A 25,411-nucleotide genomic window follows, 5' to 3' on the forward strand; every position below is an offset into this window, starting at 1 on the left:
GCTCCTACAGAATCGTGTTTATCTTCGCAGTATGGTAACCGCCATTTCTTTCAACACCCGCAGATCAATCACCGGCACGTTCGTCTCTTTCGCCCGCTCGTCCCATTGCCGCATGCGCAGGCTGATTTCGCACAGTGGGTCCTGCTCAAACGCATCGGCCTCGCCCTCTGTCATCACGCCGCCCTGATACTCCAGCGTCTGCCGGCTCGCCTCGCTCAGCTGTGCGTAGTACCCAGGCTGCCTCAGCGTCAGATAGCGCTTGGCCTGAACGTGGGACTCCACCAGCCGGGCCATGCGTTCACTGAAGCCGAAGGCGCGCAGGTAGTCAGCGCCGACGCGCTCGTGACTCATGACGCCATAACCGCCCATGCTCGCCATGTCCGGGCGGTGTCCGCAGAGGTGGCCGATGTCGTGAAAGAACGCCGCCAGCACGACTTCATCGTCATACCCTTCGGCCATCGCCTGCTGAGCCGCCTGTGACATGTGTTCGATCTGCGACACCGGCTCACCGATGTAGTCGTCGCTGCCGCGCTGGACGTACCCGCTGAACACTTCATCTACTCTTTGCTCGACCGTCTGCATCGCCCTTTCCTGATTGTTGTCCGCCTGTGGGAGGTGACTATCATGGTCACCGCGCACGACGATTGGATGACGGTGGCGCCTGCCGACAGTCGCTTTGATCATTTGGGGATACTGTTAACGCGCCAGCCCCGGTATGATCCCGCGCCCGATACACCCGGAACCTGAAGCACATGAAACCCACCTTGATCGCCGCCGCAGAAATCGACCGTCTCGATACCTGGGCCAAATACTCCAGCCACATGTGCGGCGGCTGTATCTCCAGCTGCTGCACGTTACCGGTGGAGACGAAGATCAAGGATTTGATCCGCATCGGCATTGTTGACGAGTTCGAAATGGGCGAAAACCCGAAGAACATCGCCAAGCGCCTGCAAAAGGAAGGGATCGTCGAGCGCTTCAACCAGAAGACCGGGATTTTCACCCTGCAGCGCATGAGCAACAACGACTGCCTGTATCTGGATCGCAAAAGCCGTCTGTGCACGATTTACGAAAAACGCCCGGACACTTGCCGCAACCATCCGAAGATCGGCCCACGCCCAGGCTATTGCGCGTACATCCCCAAAGCGGTGGTGCGTGAGGATCGCGGGACGCTGAATGCCAATTCGGGGCGAGTGCCGTTGAAGTTTTGATGCACTTCATCGTGCGGGGAATTACGAATTGCTTCTGCCGAAGGCGTGGGAGCTTGGCTTGCCAGCGATCGGCTGCGCAGCAGTCGTAAGTCCTGACAGTACAAATTTTTTGGGAGACCGCATCCCACCTATCTGCTGCCGCTTCGCGTCAGATCGCTGGCAAGCCAAGCTCCCACGCCCTCCGGGCAGAAGCAGCCACCTTCTTTAAGCCACACAAACAAAAACGCCCCCGACCTTGCGGTCGGGGGCGTTTTTTTACGGCTGATTAAAAACTAATCAATTGCCGCTTTTCTTGGCGGCGCGGGTACGCTCGCTTTCGCCAAGAATTTTCTTACGCAGGCGGATCGACTTCGGCGTCACTTCGCACAGTTCGTCTTCTTGAACGAACTCGAGTGCTTGTTCCAGCGTGAAGCGGATAGGCGGAACCAGCGCGATGGTTTCGTCTTTACCGGAAGCACGCATGTTGTCGAGCTTCTTGCCTTTGGTTGGGTTTACACCCAGGTCGTTGTCGCGGCTGTTGATGCCGACGATCTGACCTTCGTACACGTCTTCGCCGTGGCCCAGGAACAGCTTGCCACGTGCCTGCAGTGTTTCCAGCGAGTAAGTCAGTGCCTTGCCGGTCGCAACCGAAACCAGCACGCCGTTCTGACGGCCGGACATGTCGCCGGACTTCATCACGTCGTAACGGTCGAAGATCGAGGTCAGGATGCCTGCACCGGAGGTCAGGGTCAGGAACTCGTTACGGAAGCCGATCAGGCCACGTGCCGGGATGTTGTACTCAAGGCGAACACGGCCCTTGCCATCCGGAACCATGTTGGTCAGGTCGCCCTTACGGATACCGATCTGTTCCATGATTGCGCCCTGGGATTCTTCCGGCAGGTCGATGGTCACGTTTTCGTACGGTTCGTGCTTGACGCCATCAACCATGCGGATGATCACTTCAGGACGGCCGACACCCATTTCGAAGCCTTCGCGACGCATGGTTTCGATCAGTACCGAGAGGTGCAGCTCACCACGGCCCGAGACCTTGAACTTGTCGGCGGTGTCGCCTTCTTCAACGCGCAATGCAACGTTGTAGAGCAGCTCTTTGTCCAGACGCTCTTTGATGTTACGGCTGGTGACGAACTTGCCTTCTTTACCGCAGAAAGGCGAATCGTTGACCTGGAAGGTCATGGAAACGGTTGGCTCGTCAACGGTCAGCGGCTTCATCGCTTCAACGGTCTGTGGGTCGCACAGGGTGTCGGAGATGAACAGCTCTTCGAAGCCGCTGATGCAAACGATGTCGCCGGCAGCTGCTTCTTCTACGTCTACACGGTGCAGACCGTGGTGACCCATCAACTTCAGGATACGGCCATTACGGCGCTTGCCGTTGGCGTCGATAGCCACGACCTGGGTGTTCGGCTTGACCTTGCCACGGGCGATACGGCCAACGCCGATGATGCCCAGGAAGCTGTTGTAGTCCAGTGCCGAAATTTGCATCTGGAACGGACCATCACGGTCAACTTTCGGCGCAGGTACGTTGTCGACGATCGACTGGTACAGCGGCGTCATGTCTTCAGCCATGTCGGTGTGTTCCAGACCGGCAATACCGTTTAGCGCGGAGGCGTAAACGACTTTGAAGTCCAGCTGTTCTTCGGTGGCGCCCAGGTTGTCGAACAGATCGAAGATCTGGTCCAGAACCCAGTCCGGACGCGCGCCCGGACGGTCAACCTTGTTGATGACCACGATTGGACGCAGGCCGGCTTCGAAAGCCTTCTTGGTCACAAAACGGGTTTGCGGCATAGGGCCGTCTTGAGCATCGACCAGCAGCAGAACGGAGTCGACCATCGACATCACACGTTCTACTTCACCGCCGAAGTCGGCGTGGCCCGGGGTGTCCACGATGTTGATGTGGTAGCCATTCCAGTTGATCGCGGTGTTCTTCGCGAGAATGGTGATACCACGCTCTTTTTCCTGGTCGTTGGAGTCCATCACGCGTTCGTCGTTGAGCTCGCCGCGTTCCAGGGTGCCGGATTGACGCAAGAGCTTGTCAACGAGGGTAGTTTTACCGTGGTCAACGTGAGCAATGATGGCGATGTTGCGTAGATTTTCGATCACTTGTGTATCTCGATCAGAGGATTCGGTCAGCTGACTAAGTGTAGGCAGCTATGAACTGTAGAGTCGGCTAAAGCCGTTACGGCTTGACGACTGGTGTCGGGGGGCCGGTGACGCAGGCCACAGGCAAACAGCCCCGGGCACTTAGCTCGGTCGATAAACGCGCACATTGGCATGCCCCTCACTGAGCAAATGGTGGGCATGCAGGCGACTCATGACGCCTTTGTCGCAATACAGCAGGTACTGGCGCGTGTAATCCAGTTCCTTGAAACGGCTGTTCAATGCATAGAACGGCAGCGCTTGTACTTCAATGCCAGCCAGCACCAGCGGGCGATCGTCCTGTTCATCCGGGTGACGGATGTCGATAACGACCTGCCCTGCCAGCGCCTGGCTGACTTCTTCAATCTCGACGCCCTGGCCCAACTCGTCGATCACACGATCAACGGGGACCATCCGGGCGTTCTCCAGCGCACGCTCGAGAATCGCCATGTCGAACTGTTGTTCTTCGTACTCGACGCGATTGCGCTTCGCGGCGGTCTTGGGGTTGACCGAAATCACCCCGCAATACTCAGGCATGTGTCGGGCAAAATTGCCGGTGCCGATCTGATCTGCCTGATCGATGATGTCCTGCTTGTGACTGGCGATCAGCGGACGCAGTACCAGCTTCTCCGTGACCTGATCGATAACCGACAGATTGGGCAGCGTCTGGCTCGACACCTGGGAGATTGCTTCACCGGTCACCAGCGCATCGATTTCCAGACGGTCAGCGATCGTTGTCGCAGCGCGCAACATCATACGCTTCAATACAACGCCCATATGACTGTTATCGACTTTTCCGAGAATTTCTCCCAGAACTTCCTCGAATGGCACGCTGACAAACAGCACCCGCTGAGAGCTGCCGTACTTCTTCCAGAGAAAATGCGCGACCTCCATGACGCCCAGTTCATGGGCCCTGCCGCCCAGATTGAAGAAGCAGAAGTGGCTCATCATGCCTCGGCGCATGATCTGGTACGCGGCCACGGTGGAATCGAACCCGCCGGACATCAATACCAGCGTCTGGTCCAGCGAACCCAGTGGGTAACCGCCAATGCCGGCGTGCTGGCTGTGGATCACGAACAACCGTTGGTCGCGAATTTCCATCCGGACTTCGATTTCGGGTGATTTCAGGGAAATACCAGCGGCGCCGCACTCGGCTCGGAGTCGGCTGCCGACGTATTTTTCGACGTCCATGGAGCTGAAATCATGATGACCGGCACGCTTGCAACGGACCGAAAACACTTTGCCGGCCAGGACGTCGCCGAAGTGCTGTTTGCACTTTTCGTAGATGTCGTCCATGTCGCCCAGCGGGTACTGATCAACCTGCAGAAAATACGTGATGCCCGGCATGCAGCTCAGGCGCTCGGTCATGTCGTGCAAGGCTTTGGGATCGGTGACCTTCGTTTCGACGTCAAGGTTGTCCCACACGCCATCGACCACCAGTGCCGGGTCCAGATCACGGAGCACGGTACGGATGTTTTTGGCCAGCTGTTTGATGAAGCGCTTCCGCACCGGCCGGCTTTTGATAGTGATTTCTGGAAAAACTTTAACGATTAGTTTCATGAAAACAGCGCGCAAGGTGCCGGTCGAAAAAGAGGGGGCGGGATTATAGCGGAAATTGTTCAAGGTTTAACCAGTTATCGTAACGCCGACTATCAGCGCACCAAAACGACACTCTCCGCAAATCCAAAGCACCATTTCGGGGCGTGGATTTTCATAAATGCGTCGTTTATAGCCATGAAAATCGCTGTTTCGCCGGGCAAACCCAACTCAGGGCACTGGCATGCAAATTGCTCCCTTGTGAGGCAGGTTGCCTTGGCAGACTATCGCGCCCGGCATCACCCAAATTAAAGGGCCAACAACTATCCAGCCCTAATCCACCCCGGAGGACAACATGTCGAAGTCGGTTCAACTCATCAAAGATCATGACGTTAAATGGATTGATCTGCGCTTCACGGACACCAAAGGCACTCAGCACCACGTGACCATGCCTGCTCGCGATGCGCTGGAAGACGACTTCTTTGAAGTCGGCAAAATGTTCGACGGTTCCTCCATTTCTGGCTGGAAAGGCATCGAAGCCTCCGACATGATTCTGCTCCCGGACGACGAAACCGCCGTTCTGGACCCGTTCACCGAAGAGCCAACCCTGATTCTGGTTTGCGACATCATCGAACCTTCGACCATGCAAGGTTACGATCGCGACCCGCGCGCCATCGCTCACCGCGCCGAGGAATACCTGAAGTCCACCGGTATCGGTGACACCGTATTCGCAGGCCCTGAGCCAGAATTCTTCATCTTCGACGAAGTGAAGTTCAAGTCCGACATCTCCGGCTCCATGTTCAAAATCTTCTCTGAACAGGGTTCGTGGATGTCCGATGCCGACATCGAAGGCGGCAACAAAGGCCACCGTCCAGGCATCAAGGGTGGTTACTTCCCGGTTCCGCCGTTCGACCACGACCACGAAATCCGCACCGCAATGTGCAACGCCCTGGAAGAAATGGGTCAGGTCGTCGAAGTTCACCACCACGAAGTGGCCACCGCAGGCCAGAACGAAATCGGCGTGAAATTCAACACGCTGGTCAAGAAGGCTGACGAAGTTCAGACCCTTAAGTATGTCGTGCACAACGTTGCCGACGCTTACGGTCGCACCGCCACCTTCATGCCCAAGCCTCTGTACGGCGATAACGGTTCAGGCATGCACGTTCACATGTCCATCTCCAAAGATGGCAAGAACACCTTCGCAGGTGAAGGCTATGCCGGTCTGTCCGACCTGGCCCTGTACTTCATCGGCGGCATCATCAAGCACGGCAAGGCACTGAACGGCTTCACCAACCCGTCGACCAACTCCTACAAGCGTCTGGTCCCAGGTTTCGAAGCACCGGTGATGCTGGCCTACTCGGCTCGCAACCGTTCCGCGTCGATCCGTATTCCTTACGTCAACAGCCCTAAAGGCCGTCGTATCGAAGCACGCTTCCCGGACCCATCGGCCAACCCGTACCTGGCGTTCGCTGCACTGTTGATGGCTGGCCTGGACGGCATCCAGAACAAGATCCACCCAGGCGATGCTGCTGACAAAAACCTGTATGACCTGCCACCTGAAGAGGCTGCAGAGATCCCACAGGTTTGTGGCAGCCTGAAAGAAGCCCTGGAAGAGCTGGACAAGGGTCGCGCGTTCCTGACCAAAGGCGGCGTTTTCAGCGACGACTTCATCGACGCTTACATCGCCCTGAAAAGCGAAGAAGAAATCAAGGTTCGCACCTTCGTACACCCACTGGAATACGAGCTGTACTACAGCTGCTGATCCAGTCGCGTCAGTTGCATTGACGTAAAGAGAGGCCTCCTTCGGGAGGCCTTTTTTGTGCCCGCCTTCCGCCCTCGAGGCCGGAAAGCGCTTGCCATCGGCTGATACGTCCTGAAACGCAAGTGCTCTGGTCCTCGCTGATCCAGTCATTTCTAATCCCACGCAGTCCAGGCACACCGCTTGGGCCCAGCCAAAGGAATGGACATGCTGAAACTCGCAACAGCCTCGCTGACGACCCTCTTGTTGATCGGCACAGCACACGCTCAAACCACCCCCACCATCGAATCGAAAATCCTGTCTAAAACGACGTCCTCCTGGGATGGCACGCCCTACACCGCCTACCCGACAGGCGTGCCGGAGCTGACGGTCCGCAAGGTCGTGATGTCGCCGGGCGCCCGGTTTGACTGGCACTCGCACCCGATGCCGGCCGCTGGGTACGTGGTTTCCGGTGAGCTGATCGTCGAAGCGCGAGAAGGCGGCAAGACCATCACGCTGACGGCGGGCCAGGTGTTGCCCGAGATGAACAACATCGTGCACCGCGGCACCAGCGGGGCCACGCCCACCGAGCTGGTGGTCTTTTACGCCGGTACGCCAGGCATGCCGCTGTCCGAGGATGATAAAACCGCAAAATAGAAAAAGGGTGGTATCGGGTTACCGCACCTTGCTTGCCCGATTGACTATCATCGATGCCCAAGCCGCTCTGCTGAACGGCCTGGGCATCGCTGTTTCAGCACGCTTCATGACGCTTGTGTTCTATGCTGGCTACGAAGGGTTGGCGCTGTCACAGTAGCGTCCTTGAGTCCTATCGCTGCCCCGCTGTTTTGATTGGAGCGTTCATGCGTCGAAGTCTTGTCCTGCTGCTGTGGTTATTTGCTTTGCCCGCTGTTGCGCAGATCTACAAATACACCGATGCCAACGGCAACACCGCTTACAGCAGTCAGCCGCCCAACGGCACCAAAGCAGAAACCATGGACCTGCCGCCGCTCCAGCGCATCGACACGGTTGCCCCGACCGCGCGCCCGCCTTCGCCGGCGACGCCAAACCAGGGGCAGGCCCCGCAGAACACGGCGGCGTACCCGGTGCTCGAAGTGACGGACCTGCCCACAGACGAAGCCCTGCGGGCAAACAATGGCACGTTCACCGTCGGCGTGCGGATTCAACCGCGCCTGCAATCCGGGCACTTGCTGCAACTGGTCGTCGACGGCCAACCCTACGGCCAGCCCACCAATGTCCCGCGCCTTCAGGTCATGGAACTGGACCGTGGCGAGCACAGCCTTGCCGTTCAGGTCCTGCAGATCAGTGATCAGAAGTCCATCCAGCAAAGTCAGACAGTGACCTTCACAGTGCAGCGGGTTCATGTCGGTAATCGGTGATCGTCCGTTTATGCGCAGGGTACTGATCTGCCTCCTGATGCTGCTGGGGCAGCCGGCCCTGGCCGATGTCTACACCTACATCGATGCCGAAGGTAATCGCGTCTTTACCGACCAGCCGCACCACAACGCCAAAAAAGTCGATATTGCGCCGAGCAACGGTATGGCCGTGCCCCCGAAAAAACGCCCTGCCCCGTCTGCCAGTCGGAACCCACCGCCGCTGTTCATTTATCAGCTGGTACGGATTCTGGCGCCCGAGCCGGACGCCACGATTCGTGACATGCAGGGCAATCTGATCGTAACGGTAACCAATGATCCCGCCTTGCAGCCCGGTCACAGCTATCGCTTGCTGCTGGATGGCAACCCGTATGGCGCGCCAGGCCGGAGCCCGGTCATTCCCCTGACCAACATTGACCGGGGCACGCACCAGCTCTCGATTGAAATCGTCGACCAGTACGGCCGCGTGGCAGAGCGAACCCCCAACCAGCCCTTCCACATGTTCCGCACGTCCCTGGCGCAGAAGCGCCTGGCACAACCGTGCAAGAAGGAAGAATACGGCGTGCGTCCCGAATGCCCGGTCGCGGACAAGCCCAAGGAAGAAAGCAGCTTTTTTCCTTTCTTCTGACCCGCCAGGGCATAAGATGGGGCGCACCACTTAGGTGCGCCACCTGAACGGAAGCAGCGCAGCGCAGCCCAATTTGGTTCAAGCAGCCACTCGGTTTGCGGTGTACTGGCGCACGCTGTTCAAATTAAGCCCGAATCCATTCAAATAACGCTTCTTTTCGGAGCCTTGGTTTGGTTTTTGCATTTTGTAATAAATACACAAGACATAAGCACCGTCTCAGCGGCGTGACAACGCTGGCGAAGACCAACCAGCGCCTGCTGTAACGGGCCTGCCCGACGTGCACTGTGGCAAACGAGGTCAACGACATTCATGACTATCAGCGACACGCTGCACCGACTGTTACTCGATAACCTGACCACCGCCACCATTCTGCTCAACTCGGACCTGCGCCTGGAGTACATGAACCCCGCAGCCGAGATGCTGCTGGCGATCAGTGGCCAGCGCAGCCACGGGCAGTTCATCAGTGAACTGTTCACCGAATCCGCCGAAGCCCTTAGCTCCCTGCGTCAGGCAGTCGAGCAGGCGCACCCGTTCACCAAGCGCGAAGCCATGCTCACTGCGCTGACCGGCCAGACCCTGACCGTTGACTACGCAGTGACGCCGATTCTGTCCCAGGGCGAAACCATGCTCCTGCTGGAGGTTCATCCGCGCGACCGCTTGCTGCGGATCACCAAGGAAGAAGCCCAGCTGTCGAAGCAGGAAACCACCAAGATGCTGGTGCGCGGTCTCGCCCACGAGATCAAGAACCCGCTTGGCGGGATTCGCGGCGCAGCGCAACTGCTGGCGCGAGAGCTGCCCGAAGAAAGCCTCAAGGACTACACCAACGTCATCATCGAGGAAGCGGACCGCCTGAGAAATCTGGTGGACCGTATGCTCGGCTCCAACAAGCTGCCCTCGCTTGCCATGACCAACGTGCATGAAGTCCTCGAACGCGTCTGCAGCCTTGTCGAGGCGGAAAGCCAGGGCTGCATCACGTTGGTGCGCGATTACGATCCGAGCATTCCGGACGTGTTGATCGACCGCGAGCAGATGATTCAGGCCGTACTCAATATCGTCCGCAACGCGATGCAGGCCATCAGCGGGCAGAACGAGTTGCGCCTGGGCCGTATCAGCCTGCGCACCCGCGCCATGCGGCAGTTCACCATCGGCCACGTGCGTCACCGCCTGGTGAGCAAAATCGAAATCATCGACAACGGGCCTGGCATTCCTGCCGAGCTTCAGGAAACCATTTTTTACCCGATGGTCAGCGGCCGCCCGGATGGCACGGGGCTCGGTCTTGCCATCACCCAAAACATTATCAGTCAGCACCAGGGGCTGATCGAGTGTGAGAGCCATCCTGGCCATACCACGTTCTCGATCTTCTTGCCGCTGGAACAAGGAGCAGCTTCGACATGAGCCGTAGTGAAACTGTCTGGATCGTCGATGACGACCGTTCCATCCGCTGGGTACTGGAAAAAGCCTTGCAGCAAGAGGGCATGACCACGCAGAGCTTCGACAGCGCCGATGGCGTGATGAGCCGTCTGGCCCGTCAGCAACCGGATGTGATCATTTCCGACATCCGCATGCCCGGTGCCAGTGGTCTGGACCTGTTGGCACGGATTCGCGAGCAGCACCCGCGTCTGCCGGTCATCATCATGACCGCCCATTCCGACCTCGACAGCGCCGTGGCCTCGTATCAGGGCGGTGCGTTTGAATACCTGCCCAAGCCGTTCGACGTGGATGAAGCGGTGTCGCTGGTCAAGCGCGCCAATCAGCACGCCCAAGAGCAACAAGGCCTGGAAGTGGCTCCCACGCTGACCCGCACGCCGGAAATCATCGGTGAAGCGCCGGCGATGCAGGAAGTGTTTCGCGCCATCGGGCGCTTGAGCCATTCCAACATCACCGTGCTGATCAACGGCGAATCCGGTACCGGTAAAGAGCTGGTTGCCCACGCCCTGCATCGCCACAGCCCGCGCTCAGCGTCGCCGTTTATCGCGTTGAACATGGCAGCGATTCCGAAAGACCTGATGGAATCCGAGCTGTTCGGCCATGAGAAAGGCGCGTTCACCGGTGCAGCCAACCTGCGTCGCGGCCGTTTCGAGCAAGCCGACGGCGGCACGCTGTTCCTCGATGAAATCGGCGACATGCCGGCCGACACCCAGACCCGCTTGCTGCGCGTCCTGGCTGACGGTGAGTTTTATCGGGTGGGCGGTCATACGCCGGTCAAGGTCGACGTGCGAATCATCGCCGCGACTCACCAGAATCTGGAAACCCTGGTGCAGGCTGGCAAGTTCCGCGAGGACTTGTTCCACCGTTTGAACGTCATCCGCATTCACATTCCGCGCATGTCGGATCGTCGGGAAGACATCCCGACGCTGGCCCGGCACTTTCTGGCTCGCGCCGCGCAGGAACTGGCGGTCGAACCCAAGTTGCTGAAGACTGAAACCGAGGAATACCTCAAGCACCTGCCGTGGCCGGGCAACGTGCGTCAGCTGGAAAACACCTGCCGCTGGATCACCGTCATGGCCTCCGGCCGTGAAGTGCACATCAGCGACCTGCCGCCTGAGCTGCTGAGCCTGCCGCAGGATTCGGCACCGGTCACCAACTGGGAGCAAGCGCTGCGTCAGTGGGCCGATCAGGCTTTGGCGCGCGGACAGTCCAGCCTGCTCGACAGTGCCGTGCCGACCTTCGAACGCATCATGATCGAAACCGCCCTAAAGCATACCGCCGGCCGCCGTCGCGACGCCGCTGTCCTGCTGGGCTGGGGCCGCAACACCCTGACCCGAAAGATCAAGGAGTTGGGCATGAAGATCGATGGCGGGGATGATGATGAGGGGGATGAGGCCTGATAAAGCCCGCCGGTCACCTGTAGGAGCGCGCTTGCCCGCGATGACGTCGGTCCGTTCAACAACGATGCCGGCAGATACACCGCCATCGCGGGCAAGCGCGCTCCTACAGGGTTAGTGCATCACTCCGCCGTTGACGGCTTTTCCCACAGATTGATCCCGCCTTCCACCGCAAACCCGTCGATTTCAGCCAGTTCTTGCGCGCTGAACTCGAGGTTTTTCAGTGCGCCGACGTTTTCAATGATCTGCTCCGGACGGCTGGCACCAATCAGCGAGGACGTCACACGCGGGTCGCGCAACGTCCACGCCAATGCCATCTGCGCCAGGCTCTGACCGCGACGTTTGGCGATCTCGTTGAGCGCCCGCACATGAGCGATGTTCTGCTCGGACAGGTGCGACGCCTGCAACGAACCACCTCCCGGACGATTGACCCGCGCATCCTGCGGCACGCCGTTCAGGTATTTGTCCGACAGCAGCCCCTGAGCCAGCGCGGTAAAGGCAATCACCCCAGCACCCAACTCCTCGGTCGCGTCCAGCAGGTCCTTTTCGACCCAGCGGTTAAGCATGTTGTAGGCCGGCTGATGGATCAGCAACGGGACTTTCCACTCTTTCAACAACGCCGCCATCTCCCGGGTTTTGGCGCCGGAGTACGAAGAGATGCCGATGTACAGCGCCTTGCCCTGCTGCACCGCAGTGGCCAATGCACTGGCGGTTTCTTCCAGCGGTGTGTCCGGGTCGAAGCGGTGGGAGTAGAAGATATCGACGTAATCCAGCCCCATGCGCTGCAGGCTTTGGTCGAGGCTGGCCAACACGTATTTACGCGAGCCGCCGCCCTGACCATACGGCCCGGGCCACATGTCCCACCCGGCTTTGGTGGAAATGATCAACTCGTCGCGGTACTGCAAGAAGTCTTCCTTGAGCAGGCGCCCGAAGTTGACCTCGGCGCTGCCGTAGGGAGGGCCGTAGTTGTTGGCCAGGTCGAAGTGGTTGATGCCGTGATCGAACGCCGTGCGCAGCATCGCACGCTGGGTGTCGATGGGCGTGCTGTCGCCAAAGTTGTGCCACAACCCTAGTGACAGGGCTGGAAGCACCAAGCCACTGCGGCCCACGCGGCGATACGGGACGACGTCGTAACGGTTTTCTGCAGCAATGTAGGTCATCGAGTACTCACTTATTGTCAGAAATATGTTGTCCGGAGTCCGTCTACAGAGTGACCCGCCGCTAGCGCACCAAATGCAGGAACTGAAGGTGGCGCTCGTACTGGTCGAGGATGTCGTTGATTACCTGCTCTTTGGTGTAACCCACCAAATCGTAATCCTGACTGCCCTCGCTCAAGTGCACCTCCGCCCGGTAGTAGCGTCGATTGTTCAGTTGTTTCGAGCCCATCCCGCCTCGCGCAAACGACGGCGTGAAATAGCCACGCATCGTGACCTGATAGATGAACGGACGCTCTTCACCGTGGCCGATTTCCAGCCCGACGGTGTGATTTTCCGCATCGGGCTGGGTGACGACGGTCAGGCCTTTCTCCGCGAACACCCCGGTAACGTCTTCGATGGCAGGACGCACCGTCTGTTCAAGGAATCGGTACACCTCGTCACGAGACGGGAAGGCCACCGCCTGGGTCAAGCGCTGTCGCCAGCCGCCGCGACGAGCGCCCGAGACCGGTGCCAGCGAGTAAAGCTGAGCGATCTGACGCTGGGATTCCATGTGAAACGCCTTGTGCAGCCCCCACATCATCAACAGCAGAATCAACGAGAACGGCAACGAGGTCAGGACCACCGCTGATTTCAGCGCATCGATGCTGCCCGAGAACAACAGCCCGCTGGTGATCAGCGCGGTCATCACGCCCCAGAACACCCGCAGCCATTTCGGTCCGTCTTCGTCCGGGCTGCCGCCTTTGGCCGACAGGGTGGACAGCACCACGGTGCCGGAGTCTGCGGAGGTCACGAAGAACACGAAGCTGATGAAGACCGTGACGGCGATGACCGTCTTGCTCCACGGGTAGTTTTCCAGCATCAGGTACAAAGCCATGGACGGATCGTCTATCGCCGCCTGACCCAAGGCCGTCATGCCGTGGTTGAGCACTTGGTCGATGGCGCTGTTACCGAAAATGGACATCCACGCGAGGGTAAAACCCAACGGAATCAGTAGCACGCCGCAGACGAATTCACGGATGGTACGGCCCCGTGAAATACGCGCGATGAACAGGCCCACGAACGGCGACCAGGCAATCCACCAGGCCCAATAGAACACCGTCCAGCCGCCCAGCCAGTCGCTTTTGCCATCGTAGGCATACACGTCGAAGCTCTTGACCGGCAGCGCGCCGAGGTAATCACCGATGTTCTGCACCAGCGTGTTGAGCAGGTGCTGGGTAGGGCCGGCGAACAGGACAAATAGCAGCAAGGCACACGCCAGCAGCATGTTGATGTCGGACATGACGCGCACGCCCTTGTCGACACCGGCGATGGCCACCAGGATCGCAGCGCCCATCATCAGGGTGATCAAGCCCACCTGAATCCACTGGGTGTGCGGCACGCCAAACAGATAGTCCAGGCCGGAGTTGAGGTGCAAGACACCAAAGCCCATGTCGGCGCCGAGCCCGAAGATCGTCGCGATGATGCCGAAACCGTCCACCGCGTAGCCGATCGGGCCGTTGATGCGCTTGCCGATCAGGGGGTACAGCGCCGAGCGCAACGCCAGCGGCAGGTTGTGGCGGTAGGCGAAGTAGGCCAGCGCCATGCCGACGAAGGCAAAGACGCCCCAGCCGTGCAGGCCCCAGTGCAGGAACAGGATCTGCATGGCCTGCCGCGCCGCTTGCGGATTCCCGCCCTGGCCTTCCGGCGGCTGCAGCATGTGGGTCAGCGGTTCGGACACACAAAAGAAGAACAGCGTAATGCTGATCCCGGCGGCGAACAGCATGCCGGCCCAGGACAGGTAACTGAACTCCGGTTCGTCATGGTCCGCGCCGAGCTTGATTTTGCCGTAGCCCGACAGCGCCGTGAACACCACGAACAGCAGGTACAGGGTCATCGCCAGCATGTAATACCAGCCGACGGTATTGGCGGCCCAGTTCTGGGCGGCCAACAGCCACTTGCCCGACGCTTCGGGAAAGCCGATGACGACCAGACCGAAAATCAGGATAAAGCTGGCGGCAAAATAGAAGACGGGCGCATTCATGCGCACCGTGGAGGCGGCCTGAGCGTTACTGCCACTCATGTGTGGCACGCGTGGACGGCGGGGATCTGGCGGAAATTGAGCGGGTACTGCAAGGGTAAGCCTCCTGTTGTGAGCGGGCAGCGAACCACCGGTTTATATTGACTGAGCGTTCAATTAAAACACGGATCGGGCTGGAAGGACCAATTGACGGCCCTTGTACGCTAGCTCACGCGAGGGTAGGACGCCCGATCTAGAGGGATCGTTCCCACTGGTCGGAGCAGTTAAATTGCTCGTGTTGGAGCGAGGCTCGCCCACGAATGCGCTCGGTCAACAGCATCTCTGTCGCTGATCACAACCTTCGCGGGCAAGCCTCGCTCCAACAATCGAACCCCATGGAAATGGGTCTATTTCTGGCTCCCGTCATCGTGCTGCAGGCTTGCCTGATTGACATTGCTCCCCGGCGCAACCCCACGGGTCAGCCAGACGTTGCCGCCGATGGTGGAGCCCTGGCCAATGACGATGCGACCCAGGATCGTCGCACCGGCGTAGATCACCACATCGTCCTCAACAATAGGATGGCGCGCGTGACCCTTCTGCAACTGACCGTCTTCGTCGGCCGGGAAGCGTTTGGCGCCCAGGGTCACCGCCTGGTAGATGCGCACACGGTTGCCGATGACCGCCGTTTCACCGATGACGACACCCGTCCCGTGATCGATGAAAAAGCTCGAGCCGATCTGTGCGCCGGGGTGGATATCGATCCCGGTGGCGGAGTGGGCGAGCTCGGAACTGATCCGGGCCAGCAGCGGCAGGCCGTTGCGATACAGATGGTGCGCCAGACGGTGATGGATCACCGCGAGTATGCCCGGATAGCACAGCAGCACTTCGTCAACGCTGCGCGCGGCGGGGTCGCCGTGGTAGGCGGCGAGCACGTCGGTGTCGAGAATCTTGCGGATCGCCGGCAGCGCGCTGGCGAAATCCTGGATCAGCCGCTCGGCATGCACGTCCGCACAGCTGGCGTCTTCGCCTCGCTGGCGGGCGACGTAGCGCAACTCCAGCCGCGCTTGTGCCAACAGCGAATTCAGGGCCACGTCCAGCGTGTGGCCAACGTAAAAGTCCTCGCTCTCTTCGCGCAGGTCCACCGGCCCCAGCCGCATCGGAAACAATGCGCCGCTCAGCGCCTCAAGAATGTCGCGCATGGCCTCGCGGGACGGCAGCTCACGACCGCCCATTTCACCACTGACCCGGCCATTCCGGGTGCGCCACTCATCACGGGCGGCGCGCAGCTCACCGACGATCCGTTGCAACTGCCAGTGACCGGTCAGGCCTTGGGCACACGCCTCTGAAGACGGTTCGGGAATAGTGCTCACGCAGGTTTCTCCTCGGTTTTACGGCGCATCTGCCCAGACGCAGCCCACAGTGGGGTCACTCTACGGCAAAGGTTCAGGGCGAAAAAATAACAATTTTAGCGGGGCTTTAGAGCATCAGCCGGCGGGAATCGTTTGGTTGCCCTGTCGCAAGGGTCTGCCTATAGTCCTGCGACCTGTTTATGCGATCCACTTGAAGACTCGACCCCCTTATGATCAACGAACAACTTGCGCGTTTTCACCGTCTCTCCCTGTTGGGCGCGCCGACGCCGCTGGAAAAACTGGAGCGTCTCTCGGCCTGGGCGGGGCGTGATATTTACGTCAAGCGCGACGACATCACCCCGTTGGCGCTGGGCGGCAACAAGCTGCGCAAGCTCGAATATCTGGCCGCCGACGCGCTGGCCCAAGGCGCCGACACACTGATCACCGCCGGTGCAATCCAGTCCAATCATGTTCGCCAGACGGCGGCGCTGGCCGCAAAACTGGGCTTGGGCTGCGTGGCACTGCTGGAAAACCCGATCGCTACCGACGACAGCAATTACCTGAACAATGGCAACCGACTGCTGCTGGACCTGTTCGACGCCAAAGTGGAGTTGGTGGAGAACCTGGACAATGCGGACGCGCTGTTGCAAGCCTTGGCCGAACGGTTAAGTGCCAGCGGCAAAAAGCCGTATCTGGTGCCGATCGGGGGGTCCAACGCCCTGGGCGCGCTGGGCTATGTGCGCGCAGGTTTTGAGCTGGCCGAGCAGATTCAACAGACCGGCCTGGCATTCGCTGCTGTGGTCCTGGCCTCGGGCAGCGCCGGCACCCACAGCGGACTGGCGCTGGCGCTGGCCGACGTGCTGCCACAGTTGCCGGTGATTGGCGTGAACGTGTCCCGCCCTGCCGAGACCCAGGCGCCCAAAGTGCAAACCCTGGCAGAGCGCACCGCGGCGCTATTGGGCGTGCCGCTGCCCTCGGCGTTCGAGGTGCAGCTATGGGACGAGTACTACGGGCCGCGCTACGGCGAGCCCAATGCCGCAACCCTGTCCGCGATCAGGCTGGTGGCCAGTCAAGAGGGCCTGTTGCTGGACCCGGTCTACACCGGCAAGGCCATGGCCGGTTTGCTGGATGGCATCGGTCGGCAACGCTTCAACGACGGCCCGATCATCTTCCTGCACACCGGCGGCGCGCCTGCACTGTTTGCGTATCCCGGGGTGTTTTCGGAGCACTAATGACCTGTAGGAGCCAACGTGTTGGCGAAGCGGCCTATGAGGTTAACCAGAAATAAAGCTTCGCGAACAAGTTCGCTCCTACAGGAGCCCGCAGCCATCCCTGCCCCGCAGGCCGCTGAAAAAGCTGGATAAACTTCCGGGGCCACAGTAGCTTTCGTCCAGGTCTGATTCTTGCCTGACATTCCAATAAACAGGGGACGCTCATGAACATGTCTGCACTTCGTCGCACCTTTCTGCTTTCGGCCTTCAGCCTGGTGCTGGGCACCGGTCTGGTCAGCCAGGCCGTGGCTGGCGACCAGCTGGATACGATCAAAAAGAACGGCACGCTCAAAGTGGGCCTGGAAGGCACCTACCCACCGTTCAGCTTCGTGGACAAAGACGGAAAACTGACCGGCTTTGAAGTCGAGCTTTCAGAGGCACTGGCCAAAGAACTGGGCGTAAAAGTCCAGCTGCAAGCGACACCATGGGCCGGCATCCTCGCTGCGCTGGAATCCAAACGCCTGGACGTCGTCGTGAACCAGGTGACCATTTCCGACGAGCGCAAGAAGAAGTATGACTTCTCCACGCCGTACACCATCTCCGGCATCCAGGCCCTCGTGCAGAAGAAAGACGCTGGCACATTCAAGACTGCTGCTGATTTGAAGGACCACAAGATCGGCGTCGGCCTGGGTACCAACTACGAGCAGTGGCTCAAGGAAAACGTCCCGGGCGCCATCGTTAAAACCTACGACGATGACCCAACCAAATACCAGGACCTGCGCGTAGGCCGCATCGACGCGATCCTGGTCGACCGCCTTGCTGCGCTGGAGCTGGTGGGCAAAACCAAAGACACCCTGGCCGTGTCCGGTGAACCGTTCTCCCGTCAGGAATCGGGTATCGCCCTGCGTAAAGGCGAGCCGGAACTGTTGGACGCGATCAACAAAGCCCTCGCCAAACTCCGTGCAGACGGCACCCTCGCCAAGCTGTCCCAGAAATACTTCAACGCCGACGTCACTAAATGATCGAGTCGTTTCTCCAGCTCTTCTGGGAATCGTTGCCGTTCCTGCTCAAGGGGATGATGTACACCATCCCCTTGAGCCTGGGCAGCATGGTTTTCGGGCTTTTATTGGGCTTCGGGCTGGCCTTGATGCGGCTGTCGCGCTCAACCATCGTGCGCGGCATTGCGCGGGTCTACGTTTCGTTCTTTCGCGGAACGCCGCTGCTGGTCCAGCTGTTCATGATCTATTACGGCCTGCCGCAGCTGGGGATCGAGCTTGATCCGATTCCTGCGGCACTGATCGGTCTGTCGCTGAACATGGGCGCGTATGCCTGCGAGATCCTTCGCTCGGCCATCTCGTCGGTGGACCGGGGGCAATGGGAAGCCGGCGCCAGTATCGGCATGACCCGTGCGCAGATCATGCGCCGGGCGATTCTGCCGCAAGCGGCGCGCACCGCCCTGCCGCCACTGGGCAACAGCTTCATTTCGCTGGTCAAGGACACCGCGCAAGCCGCCACCATTCAGGTGCCCGAGCTGTTCCGCCAGGCGCAGCTGATTTCATCGCGCACTTTCGAAATCTTCTCGATGTACCTCACTGTGGCGCTGATGTACTGGGTCCTTTCCACGATCCTGTCGCACTTCCAGAACCGCCTGGAAACCCGGGTCAATCGCCATGATGTGGAGGCCTGAAGCATGATCGTGGTTGAGAAACTGACCAAGGAATTCAAAGGCAATCAAGTGCTCAAGGGCATCGACCTGCGTGTCGAACCGGGGGAAGTGGTGGCGATCATCGGGCCCAGCGGTTCGGGGAAAACCACCCTGCTGCGCTGTCTGAATTTCCTCGAAGAACCCACCAGCGGCACCATCGTGGTCGGGGATATCAAGGTCGATGGCAGTCGTCCGTTAAGCCAGCAGCAGGGGTTGATTCGCCAGCTGCGCCAGCATGTCGGTTTCGTCTTTCAGAACTTCAATCTGTTCCCCCACCGTACCGCGCTGGAAAACGTCATCGAAGGCCCGATCGTGGTCAAGAAGATGGACAAGGAAAAGGCCCTCGCGCTGGGTCGCGGCTTGCTGGCAAAGGTCGGCCTGGCGGGCAAGGAAGACGCCTACCCGCGTCGTCTGTCGGGCGGGCAACAGCAACGGGTGGCGATTGCCCGTGCGCTGGCGATGGAGCCGGAAGTCATTCTGTTCGACGAGCCGACCTCAGCCCTCGACCCGGAGCTGGTGGGTGAAGTGCTGACGGCGATTCGCGCACTGGCCGAGGAAAAACGCACCATGGTGATCGTCACCCACGAGATGAGTTTCGCGCGGGATGTGGCCAATCGCGTGGTGTTCATCGACAAGGGCGTGATCGTCGAACAAGGCGAAGCCAAGGCGTTGTTCGCCAATCCGAAAGAAGAACGGACGCGGCAGTTCCTCGAGCGCAGCAGGAATTGATCCTACACACGCAACACCAGGGCCGGCGCTAATCAGCGCCGTTTCCTACGCCCTCACATTTCTACAAGTTTTATTCCATCTAAAGAGTTGGTGAGTTACGGGGCCAGGCTTGGGTTGATCTATCGAGCGTTGCGCCGTAAACCTTTCAAATTGCGTCACCTAAAACCCGGCATCTAAAAATGAGCTGCTCCATGGTTAAGCCGGAGCGGAGCAATGTCGCGTTGTTTTCTGCAGGTTTACCGAAAGTTGCGGAGCACAGTAGGAACGTTCTTTTCTGGCGATCAATCACGACTAAATCACTGTAGGAACTATCTTTTAATTTTGAACATTGCGTGATATCGCCCCTCTTTTCATTGACAGCCACTCAATAACCCAATTACTTCGAAAAAGAAAGGCATGGCCTCGGATTACGTTCAACTGGCAATTTGGGACTAATTGTAATGTTTGCCATAAGTTTGCACTCAGCGTGTACTAAACCTCGTCGGCACGGATAGGCAACTCACTTCACCATCAGGCTGAGCACATTCAATAAAGCAAACATGGTTACCACGGAAAAGAGTGTTCTGATATGACCCACGACCCGAGAAAAATCGTACACCCGAAACTGTTCGCACCTTACCTTCCTCAAGCCAACAAACACGGCATCGGCGTCGTGGCGGCGTCCCATTTAGCGGTCAATATCGATCCATACCCCGACATGGATATCGGCGATCTGATCGAACTGTTCTGGTGCGACTCTTATGTCGCCTCGAAAGTATTGACCGCTGCAGACATCGGCTATACGTCAGTGCTGCACGTCCCGGAAAGCTTTCTGCAGACCGGCAAAGCCAAGACTTACTACACCGTTAAAAAGATCGGCGGCTTGCCCATTCAGTCGCCGTCCAGCAAGTTGTGGGTCAAGCTTGATCCCCCAGGCGGCCAGCTGATCGACCAGATGATGAGCGAAAACCAGGGGCTGACAGCCCTTGCGTTTTCTACCGCCGTGATGCGTAACGGCATCACTGAAAAGCACACAGATAACGGTGTCGGCGTGACCATCGAGCCCTATCCCAATATGGACGCCTACGATGAAATCACCCTTCGCTGGGGTGACTCACGCATCGATCTGCCGGTGATTACCCGCGAGCAAGTGGGCAGACCCATCACGTTTCACGTACCCGGTGCGTTCATAAAGGAGGCCGGCACTGATCTGCATCATGAGGTGACGTATTGCATCATCGACCGTGTGGGAAACAACTCGTTGTGGGCGCCACCGCGTACGATCAAAGTGCGCGTCCACGACTGCTGCAGCGGGTGAAGTATTGCGATCACGGACATCTGTGCCTGGGCGCAGTCAGGATTCGGTTATTTATCCTGCTGCGCCGACCGCCTACAAACAACCGCGCAAGAAATGCCAAACGACGCACAGTTTATCTTCACTAAAGAAACGCCCTACGTCATTTACAACTTCTCCCTACATTCAATCAAACAACCCATCCATTCGGCACTGCTAGCCTTCGATAACACTTCGAAGGGAGGTTCATTCATGAACCGCAGACGAATGGTAAAGCGCTTGTTGCTCGTGCTGATAGTGAGTTCCTGCCTGACCTGCGCGCAGGCGACCTGACCCTGCCGCGACCCGGATTCGGCTTGAAGCGGGTCTGGCGTTTCCCCTTCTATGCTTATTCCAAAATCAAAGTTTATTTAGTTTTTATACACGCTTAGGGTATATGCACCGGACCACCGGACCATCGTCAGTACTCGCCGCTCTCAGCGGCTATTTCGAGGTTCGCATGGTCACTTCTACGAATACCCCAGTGCATGACACCAGGGCATTGCGCGCTCGCAAAGGTCACCACCATGACTGAATCAAGCGCCATTTCCGTCCAGCACACCCTGGACGTGGCTCCTCCCCTGCTGCCCACTACCCTACTGCGCAATGACGCCGAGGCCATCGCCGCAGCGCATCATCTGGCGGCCTTGCTGCGAGTGAATGCCGCCACCCGCGACCGCGACCGTGAGCTGCCCTGGTCAGAAATCGAACAGTTCACCCGCAGCGGCCTGGGCAGCATTTCCGTGCCGCGCGCTTACGGCGGCCCACAGGTTTCTTTTGTCACCCTGGCCGAGGTGTTCAGGATTCTGTCGGCGGCGGATCCTGCCGTCGGGCAAATCCCTCAAAACCACTTCGGCATCCTGTATTCACTGATCGGCAGCGCCCACGAAACCCAGAAAAAGGCCCTGTTCGAGGGCGTTCTGCACGGCTGGCGGATCGGCAACGGCGGCCCTGAACGCGGCACCAAAAACACCCTCGATATACGCACGCGTCTGACGGCCGATGGCGATCAGTTCCGACTCAACGGACGGAAGTTTTACTCAACCGGCGCGCTGTTTGCCCACTGGGTGGCGGTCAAGGCGTTGAACGACGCCGGCAAGCAAGTGCTGGTGTTAATCGAGCGCGGCACGCCGGGTCTGCACATCGTCGACGACTGGTCCGGCTTCGGCCAGCGCACCACCGCCAGCGGCACAGTGGTGCTGGACAACGTCCCCGTCAGCGGCGAATTCGTCATCGAGAACTGGAAGCTGGGCCTGTCGCCCAATATTCAAGGGGCGTTGTCCCAGCTGATTCAGGCGGCCATCGATGCGGGCATTGCGCGTGAAGCCATCGACGACAGCATCACCTTCGTGCGCGAACGTTCACGCCCGTGGATCGACGCCAACGTCGAACGCGCCAGCCACGATCCGTACGTGATCGCCGACATCGGCAAATTGAAGCTGGAACTGCACGCCGCCGAAGCCCTGCTGCGTAAAGCCGGCCGCGTGCTGGACGGGATTGCGGCGAGCCCGATCGATGAGCAGTCAGCGGCCCGGGCCTCGATTGTGGTGGCAGAAGCCAAAGTGCTGACCACCGAGATCGCCCTGCAGGCCAGCGAAAAGCTGTTCGAACTGGCCGGCAGCCGCGCCACGCTGGCCGAATTCAACCTGGACCGGCACTGGCGCAACGCGCGGGTCCATACCCTGCATGACCCGGTGCGCTGGAAGGTCCACGCCGTCGGTGCCTATCACCTCAACGGTGCCCTGCCCGCGCGCCACTCCTGGATCTGACCAGACCACTGGAATCACTTTATGAGCCTGACTAATTCGCTGCCCGCACCCCGGACAGTTACCCCGATTGCAGTGATCGCAGACGACGAACAAGCGCTGCACATCGCCCGTGAGCTGGCCGACCATTTCAAACAGGGCAGCAGCGCGCGTGATCGCGAACGCCGGCTGCCGCATGAGGAACTGGATCAGTTCTCCGGCTCCGGCCTGTGGGGCATCAGCGTGCCAAAGGCCTTCGGTGGCGCGGGTGTTTCCAACGTCACACTGGCCGAGGTCATTCGCCTGGTTTCAGCGGCGGACGGCTCGTTGGGACAGATCCCGCAAAACCATTTTTACGCCCTGGAGGTACTGCGGGTGAATGGCAGCCTGGCGCAGCAGCAGCGGCTGTTCGCCGAAGTGCTCGCGGGCCAGCGCTTTGGTAATGCGCTGGCGGAACTGGGCACCAAGAACGCCCATGACCGCGCCACACGCCTGACCCGTGACAGCGAAGGTTTTCGGCTCACGGGCCGTAAGTTTTATGCCACCGGGGCGCTGTATGCGCAGCGCATTCCCACGTCGGTGATCGATGACGAGGGCGTGCAGCAGTTGGCGTTCGTACCCGCCGATGCCCACGGTCTGGCCGTGATCGACGACTGGAGCAGCTTTGGTCAGCGCACCACCGGGAGCGGTTCGGTGGTGTTCGACAACGTATTCGTCCGCGCCGAAGACGTGGTGCCGTTCCAGACCGCCTTCGAGCGCCCGACCACCGTAGGCCCGCTGGCGCAGATTCTCCACGCCGCCATCGACACCGGCATCGCCCGCGCGGCGTTCGAGGACGCGCTGGATTTCGTGCGCACCCGCACGCGCCCGTGGATTGATTCGGGCATCGAGAAGGCGGTGGATGATCCGCTCACGTTGCACAGCTTCGGCAAGCTCGGCATTCGTTTGCACGCCGCCGAGGCGTTGCTTGAGCGTTCCGGGCAATACCTGGATCGCGCTCAGGCCGACAGCAGCGCGAGCAACGTGGCGGCGGCGTCGATTGCCGTGGCCGAAGCCCGCGCTATCAGCACTGAAGTGTCACTGGCCGCCAGCTCCACGTTGTTCGAGCTGGCCGGTTCGCAAGCCACCCTGGCCGAACACAACCTGGACCGTCACTGGCGCAACGCCCGGGTGCACACGCTGCACGATCCGGTGCGCTGGAAATACCACGCCATCGGCAACTTTTACCTCAACGACGTCAACCCGCCACGTCGAGGGACGATCTGATGAGCAAGAAAAAGATCCTGCTCAATGCGTTCAACATGAACTGCATCGGCCACATCAATCACGGGTTCTGGACCCACCCGCGCGATACCTCGACCCAGTACAAAACGCTGGAATACTGGACCGATCTGGCGAAATTGCTGGAGCGCGGGCTGTTCGACGGCCTGTTCATCGCGGACATCGTGGGGGTGTACGACGTCTACGAACACTCGGTGGACGTCACGCTAAAAGAATCGATTCAGCTGCCGGTCAACGATCCGCTGTTGCTGGTATCAGCCATGTCGGCGGTCACCCGGAACCTTGGTTTCGGGCTGACCGCCAACCTGACCTACGAAGCGCCGTATCTGTTCGCACGTCGCATGTCGACGCTGGATCACCTGAGCCGAGGCCGCGTGGGCTGGAACATCGTGACCGGTTATCTGGACAGTGCCGCCAAGGCCATGGGCCTGACCGAACAGATCGAACACGACCGCCGCTACGATCAGGCCGATGAATACCTGGAGGTGTTGTACAAACTGTGGGAAGGCAGCTGGGAGGATGACGCGGTGATCAATGACCGCGACGCCCGCGTCTATGCCCAGCCGGGCAAGGTGCACAAGGTTCGGCATCAGGGCGAGTTCTATCAGGTCGAGGGCTATCACCTGTGCGAGCCGTCGCCCCAGCGCACGCCGGTGCTGTTTCAAGCGGGCAGTTCGGATCGTGGTTTGCAGTTTGCGGGCGCCAACGCTGAGTGTGTATTCATCAGCGGCCAGAACAAGCCGGCGACCCGCGAGCAGGTGGACAAGGTACGCGCTGCCGCTCAGGCCGCAGGGCGAAATCCGGAAGACATCAAGGTGTTCATGGGCCTGAACGTGATTGTGGGTGCAACCGAGGAGGCGGCGCGGGCCAGGCACGCCGAGTACCTGGGATACGCCAGCGCGGAGGCGGGTCTTGCGCACTTTGCGGCGTCCACCGGAATTGATTTCGCCGGATACGCGCTGGACGAACCGATCCAGCACGTAAAGGGCAACGCCATTCAGTCAGCCACCAAAATCCTCAAGAACAACGACTGGACGCGGCAAAAGCTGCTGGATCAGCACGCGTTGGGCGGGCGTTACCTCACGCTGATCGGCTCGCCCACGCAGGTGGCCGACGAGCTGGAATCGTGGATCGCCGAGACGGGCCTGGACGGCTTCAACCTGACCCGCATTGTCACCCCGGAGAGCTATGAGGATTTCATCGATCTGGTGATCCCCGAACTGCAACGCCGTGGCTCGTACAAAACGGCCTACGACGACGGCACCTTGCGTGAGAAGTTGTTTCCCGAAGGCGGCGCGCGGTTGCCGGAGCGGCATGCGGGGGCCAGTTACAGGCACCCCCCCTGTAGGAGCTGACGAGCCGCCGAAGGCTGCGATTGCGGTGTGTCAGACAAATTGCATCGCAGCCTCGCGGTGCTCGTCAGCTCCTACAAAAACCGCATTTCATATTTAATTACCGGACGACCGA

Annotated in this window: 21 protein-coding genes; 15 read left to right on the forward strand and 6 right to left on the reverse strand. The window is 59.6% G+C overall.

What is annotated here, in order from left to right; all coding sequences use genetic code 11:
* Positions 1-18: 18 nt before the first annotated feature.
* Positions 19-582, reverse strand: a complete 564-nt coding sequence (locus tag ABQX22_RS06845; protein WP_349797815.1) for a phosphonate degradation HD-domain oxygenase — start codon at positions 580-582, stop codon at positions 19-21.
* A 170-nt stretch (positions 583-752) separates the two neighbouring features.
* Here ABQX22_RS06845 and ABQX22_RS06850 point away from each other — a divergent pair, with 170 nt between their 5' ends.
* A complete protein-coding gene (locus ABQX22_RS06850) occupies positions 753-1,208 on the forward strand; it encodes a YkgJ family cysteine cluster protein (protein ID WP_349797817.1) in 456 nt (151 codons plus the stop codon).
* A gap of 276 nt (positions 1,209-1,484) precedes the next feature.
* Here ABQX22_RS06850 and typA read toward each other — a convergent pair whose 3' ends face one another.
* Together typA and thiI are read right to left on the reverse strand one after the other, a co-directional pair.
* Positions 1,485-3,305: a translational GTPase TypA gene (typA, locus tag ABQX22_RS06855; protein ID WP_349797819.1), complete on the reverse strand. Its 1,821-nt coding sequence runs from the start codon at positions 3,303-3,305 to the stop codon at positions 1,485-1,487.
* Between the two features lie 141 nt (positions 3,306-3,446).
* On the reverse strand, positions 3,447-4,901 hold the full coding sequence (gene thiI / locus ABQX22_RS06860) for a tRNA uracil 4-sulfurtransferase ThiI (RefSeq protein WP_349797821.1): 1,455 nt from the start codon (positions 4,899-4,901) through the stop codon (positions 3,447-3,449).
* 331 nt (positions 4,902-5,232) lie between these two features.
* Here thiI and glnA point away from each other — a divergent pair, with 331 nt between their 5' ends.
* From glnA to ntrC, 6 genes are all read left to right on the forward strand, one after another.
* On the forward strand, positions 5,233-6,639 hold the full coding sequence (gene glnA / locus ABQX22_RS06865; protein WP_349797823.1) for a glutamate--ammonia ligase: 1,407 nt from the start codon (positions 5,233-5,235) through the stop codon (positions 6,637-6,639).
* Between the two features lie 204 nt (positions 6,640-6,843).
* Positions 6,844-7,272 carry a cupin domain-containing protein gene (locus tag ABQX22_RS06870; protein WP_349797825.1) on the forward strand — a complete coding sequence of 143 codons (429 nt, stop codon included), beginning with the start codon at positions 6,844-6,846 and terminating at the stop codon, positions 7,270-7,272.
* Between the two features lie 203 nt (positions 7,273-7,475).
* The gene (locus tag ABQX22_RS06875) at positions 7,476-8,012 is read left to right on the forward strand and encodes a DUF4124 domain-containing protein (protein ID WP_349797827.1); all 537 of its coding nucleotides are present in this window, start codon (positions 7,476-7,478) and stop codon (positions 8,010-8,012) included.
* Positions 7,996-8,634, forward strand: coding sequence for a DUF4124 domain-containing protein (locus tag ABQX22_RS06880; protein WP_349797829.1), 639 nt, complete (start codon positions 7,996-7,998; stop codon positions 8,632-8,634). The genes ABQX22_RS06875 and ABQX22_RS06880 overlap by 17 nt, the downstream gene beginning before the upstream one ends.
* A 309-nt stretch (positions 8,635-8,943) precedes the next feature.
* Positions 8,944-10,029: a nitrogen regulation protein NR(II) gene (gene glnL, locus ABQX22_RS06885; protein WP_268798505.1), complete on the forward strand. Its 1,086-nt coding sequence runs from the start codon at positions 8,944-8,946 to the stop codon at positions 10,027-10,029.
* Positions 10,026-11,462 carry a nitrogen regulation protein NR(I) gene (ntrC, locus tag ABQX22_RS06890; protein ID WP_349797831.1) on the forward strand — a complete coding sequence of 479 codons (1,437 nt, stop codon included), beginning with the start codon at positions 10,026-10,028 and terminating at the stop codon, positions 11,460-11,462. Before glnL ends, ntrC begins: the two co-directional genes overlap by 4 nt.
* Positions 11,463-11,581: 119 nt before the next feature.
* Here the strand turns inward: ntrC and mgrA are convergent, their stop codons facing one another.
* The 3 genes from mgrA to epsC all read right to left on the reverse strand — a co-directional run bounded on the left by mgrA (position 11,582) and on the right by epsC (position 15,982).
* Positions 11,582-12,619 (reverse strand): L-glyceraldehyde 3-phosphate reductase, encoded by a 1,038-nt coding sequence (gene mgrA, locus ABQX22_RS06895; protein WP_349797833.1) that lies wholly within the window; start codon positions 12,617-12,619, stop codon positions 11,582-11,584.
* Between the two features lie 61 nt (positions 12,620-12,680).
* On the reverse strand, positions 12,681-14,675 hold the full coding sequence (betT, locus tag ABQX22_RS06900; protein ID WP_349797835.1) for a choline transporter BetT: 1,995 nt from the start codon (positions 14,673-14,675) through the stop codon (positions 12,681-12,683).
* Positions 14,676-15,019: 344 nt separating this feature from the next.
* A complete protein-coding gene (gene epsC, locus ABQX22_RS06905; RefSeq protein ID WP_349797837.1) occupies positions 15,020-15,982 on the reverse strand; it encodes a serine O-acetyltransferase EpsC in 963 nt (320 codons plus the stop codon).
* A 209-nt stretch (positions 15,983-16,191) separates the two neighbouring features.
* Between epsC and ABQX22_RS06910 the strand changes: the two genes are divergently transcribed.
* The 8 genes from ABQX22_RS06910 to ABQX22_RS06945 all read left to right on the forward strand — a co-directional run bounded on the left by ABQX22_RS06910 (position 16,192) and on the right by ABQX22_RS06945 (position 25,299).
* A complete protein-coding gene (locus ABQX22_RS06910; protein ID WP_349797839.1) occupies positions 16,192-17,193 on the forward strand; it encodes a D-cysteine desulfhydrase in 1,002 nt (333 codons plus the stop codon).
* 203 nt (positions 17,194-17,396) lie between these two features.
* Positions 17,397-18,194 (forward strand): cystine ABC transporter substrate-binding protein, encoded by a 798-nt coding sequence (tcyJ, locus tag ABQX22_RS06915; protein WP_349797841.1) that lies wholly within the window; start codon positions 17,397-17,399, stop codon positions 18,192-18,194.
* A complete protein-coding gene (tcyL, locus tag ABQX22_RS06920) occupies positions 18,191-18,859 on the forward strand; it encodes a cystine ABC transporter permease (RefSeq protein ID WP_349797843.1) in 669 nt (222 codons plus the stop codon). The genes tcyJ and tcyL overlap by 4 nt, the downstream gene beginning before the upstream one ends.
* A 3-nt stretch (positions 18,860-18,862) precedes the next feature.
* Positions 18,863-19,606, forward strand: a complete 744-nt coding sequence (gene tcyN / locus ABQX22_RS06925) for an L-cystine ABC transporter ATP-binding protein TcyN (protein WP_349797845.1) — start codon at positions 18,863-18,865, stop codon at positions 19,604-19,606.
* A 568-nt stretch (positions 19,607-20,174) separates the two neighbouring features.
* Positions 20,175-20,903, forward strand: coding sequence for a hypothetical protein (locus ABQX22_RS06930; protein ID WP_349797847.1), 729 nt, complete (start codon positions 20,175-20,177; stop codon positions 20,901-20,903).
* A 542-nt stretch (positions 20,904-21,445) separates the two neighbouring features.
* Entirely contained in the window at positions 21,446-22,687 is a 1,242-nt protein-coding gene (locus tag ABQX22_RS06935; RefSeq protein WP_349797849.1) for an SfnB family sulfur acquisition oxidoreductase, read from the forward strand.
* 21 nt (positions 22,688-22,708) lie between these two features.
* On the forward strand, positions 22,709-23,929 hold the full coding sequence (locus ABQX22_RS06940) for an SfnB family sulfur acquisition oxidoreductase (RefSeq protein ID WP_349797851.1): 1,221 nt from the start codon (positions 22,709-22,711) through the stop codon (positions 23,927-23,929).
* Positions 23,929-25,299 (forward strand): LLM class flavin-dependent oxidoreductase, encoded by a 1,371-nt coding sequence (locus ABQX22_RS06945; protein ID WP_349797852.1) that lies wholly within the window; start codon positions 23,929-23,931, stop codon positions 25,297-25,299. The genes ABQX22_RS06940 and ABQX22_RS06945 overlap by 1 nt, the downstream gene beginning before the upstream one ends.
* The last annotated feature ends 112 nt before the right edge of the window (positions 25,300-25,411 follow it).

Source organism: Xanthomonas sp. WHRI 1810A (assembly GCF_040202885.1).
Lineage (GTDB): Bacteria > Pseudomonadota > Gammaproteobacteria > Pseudomonadales > Pseudomonadaceae > Aquipseudomonas.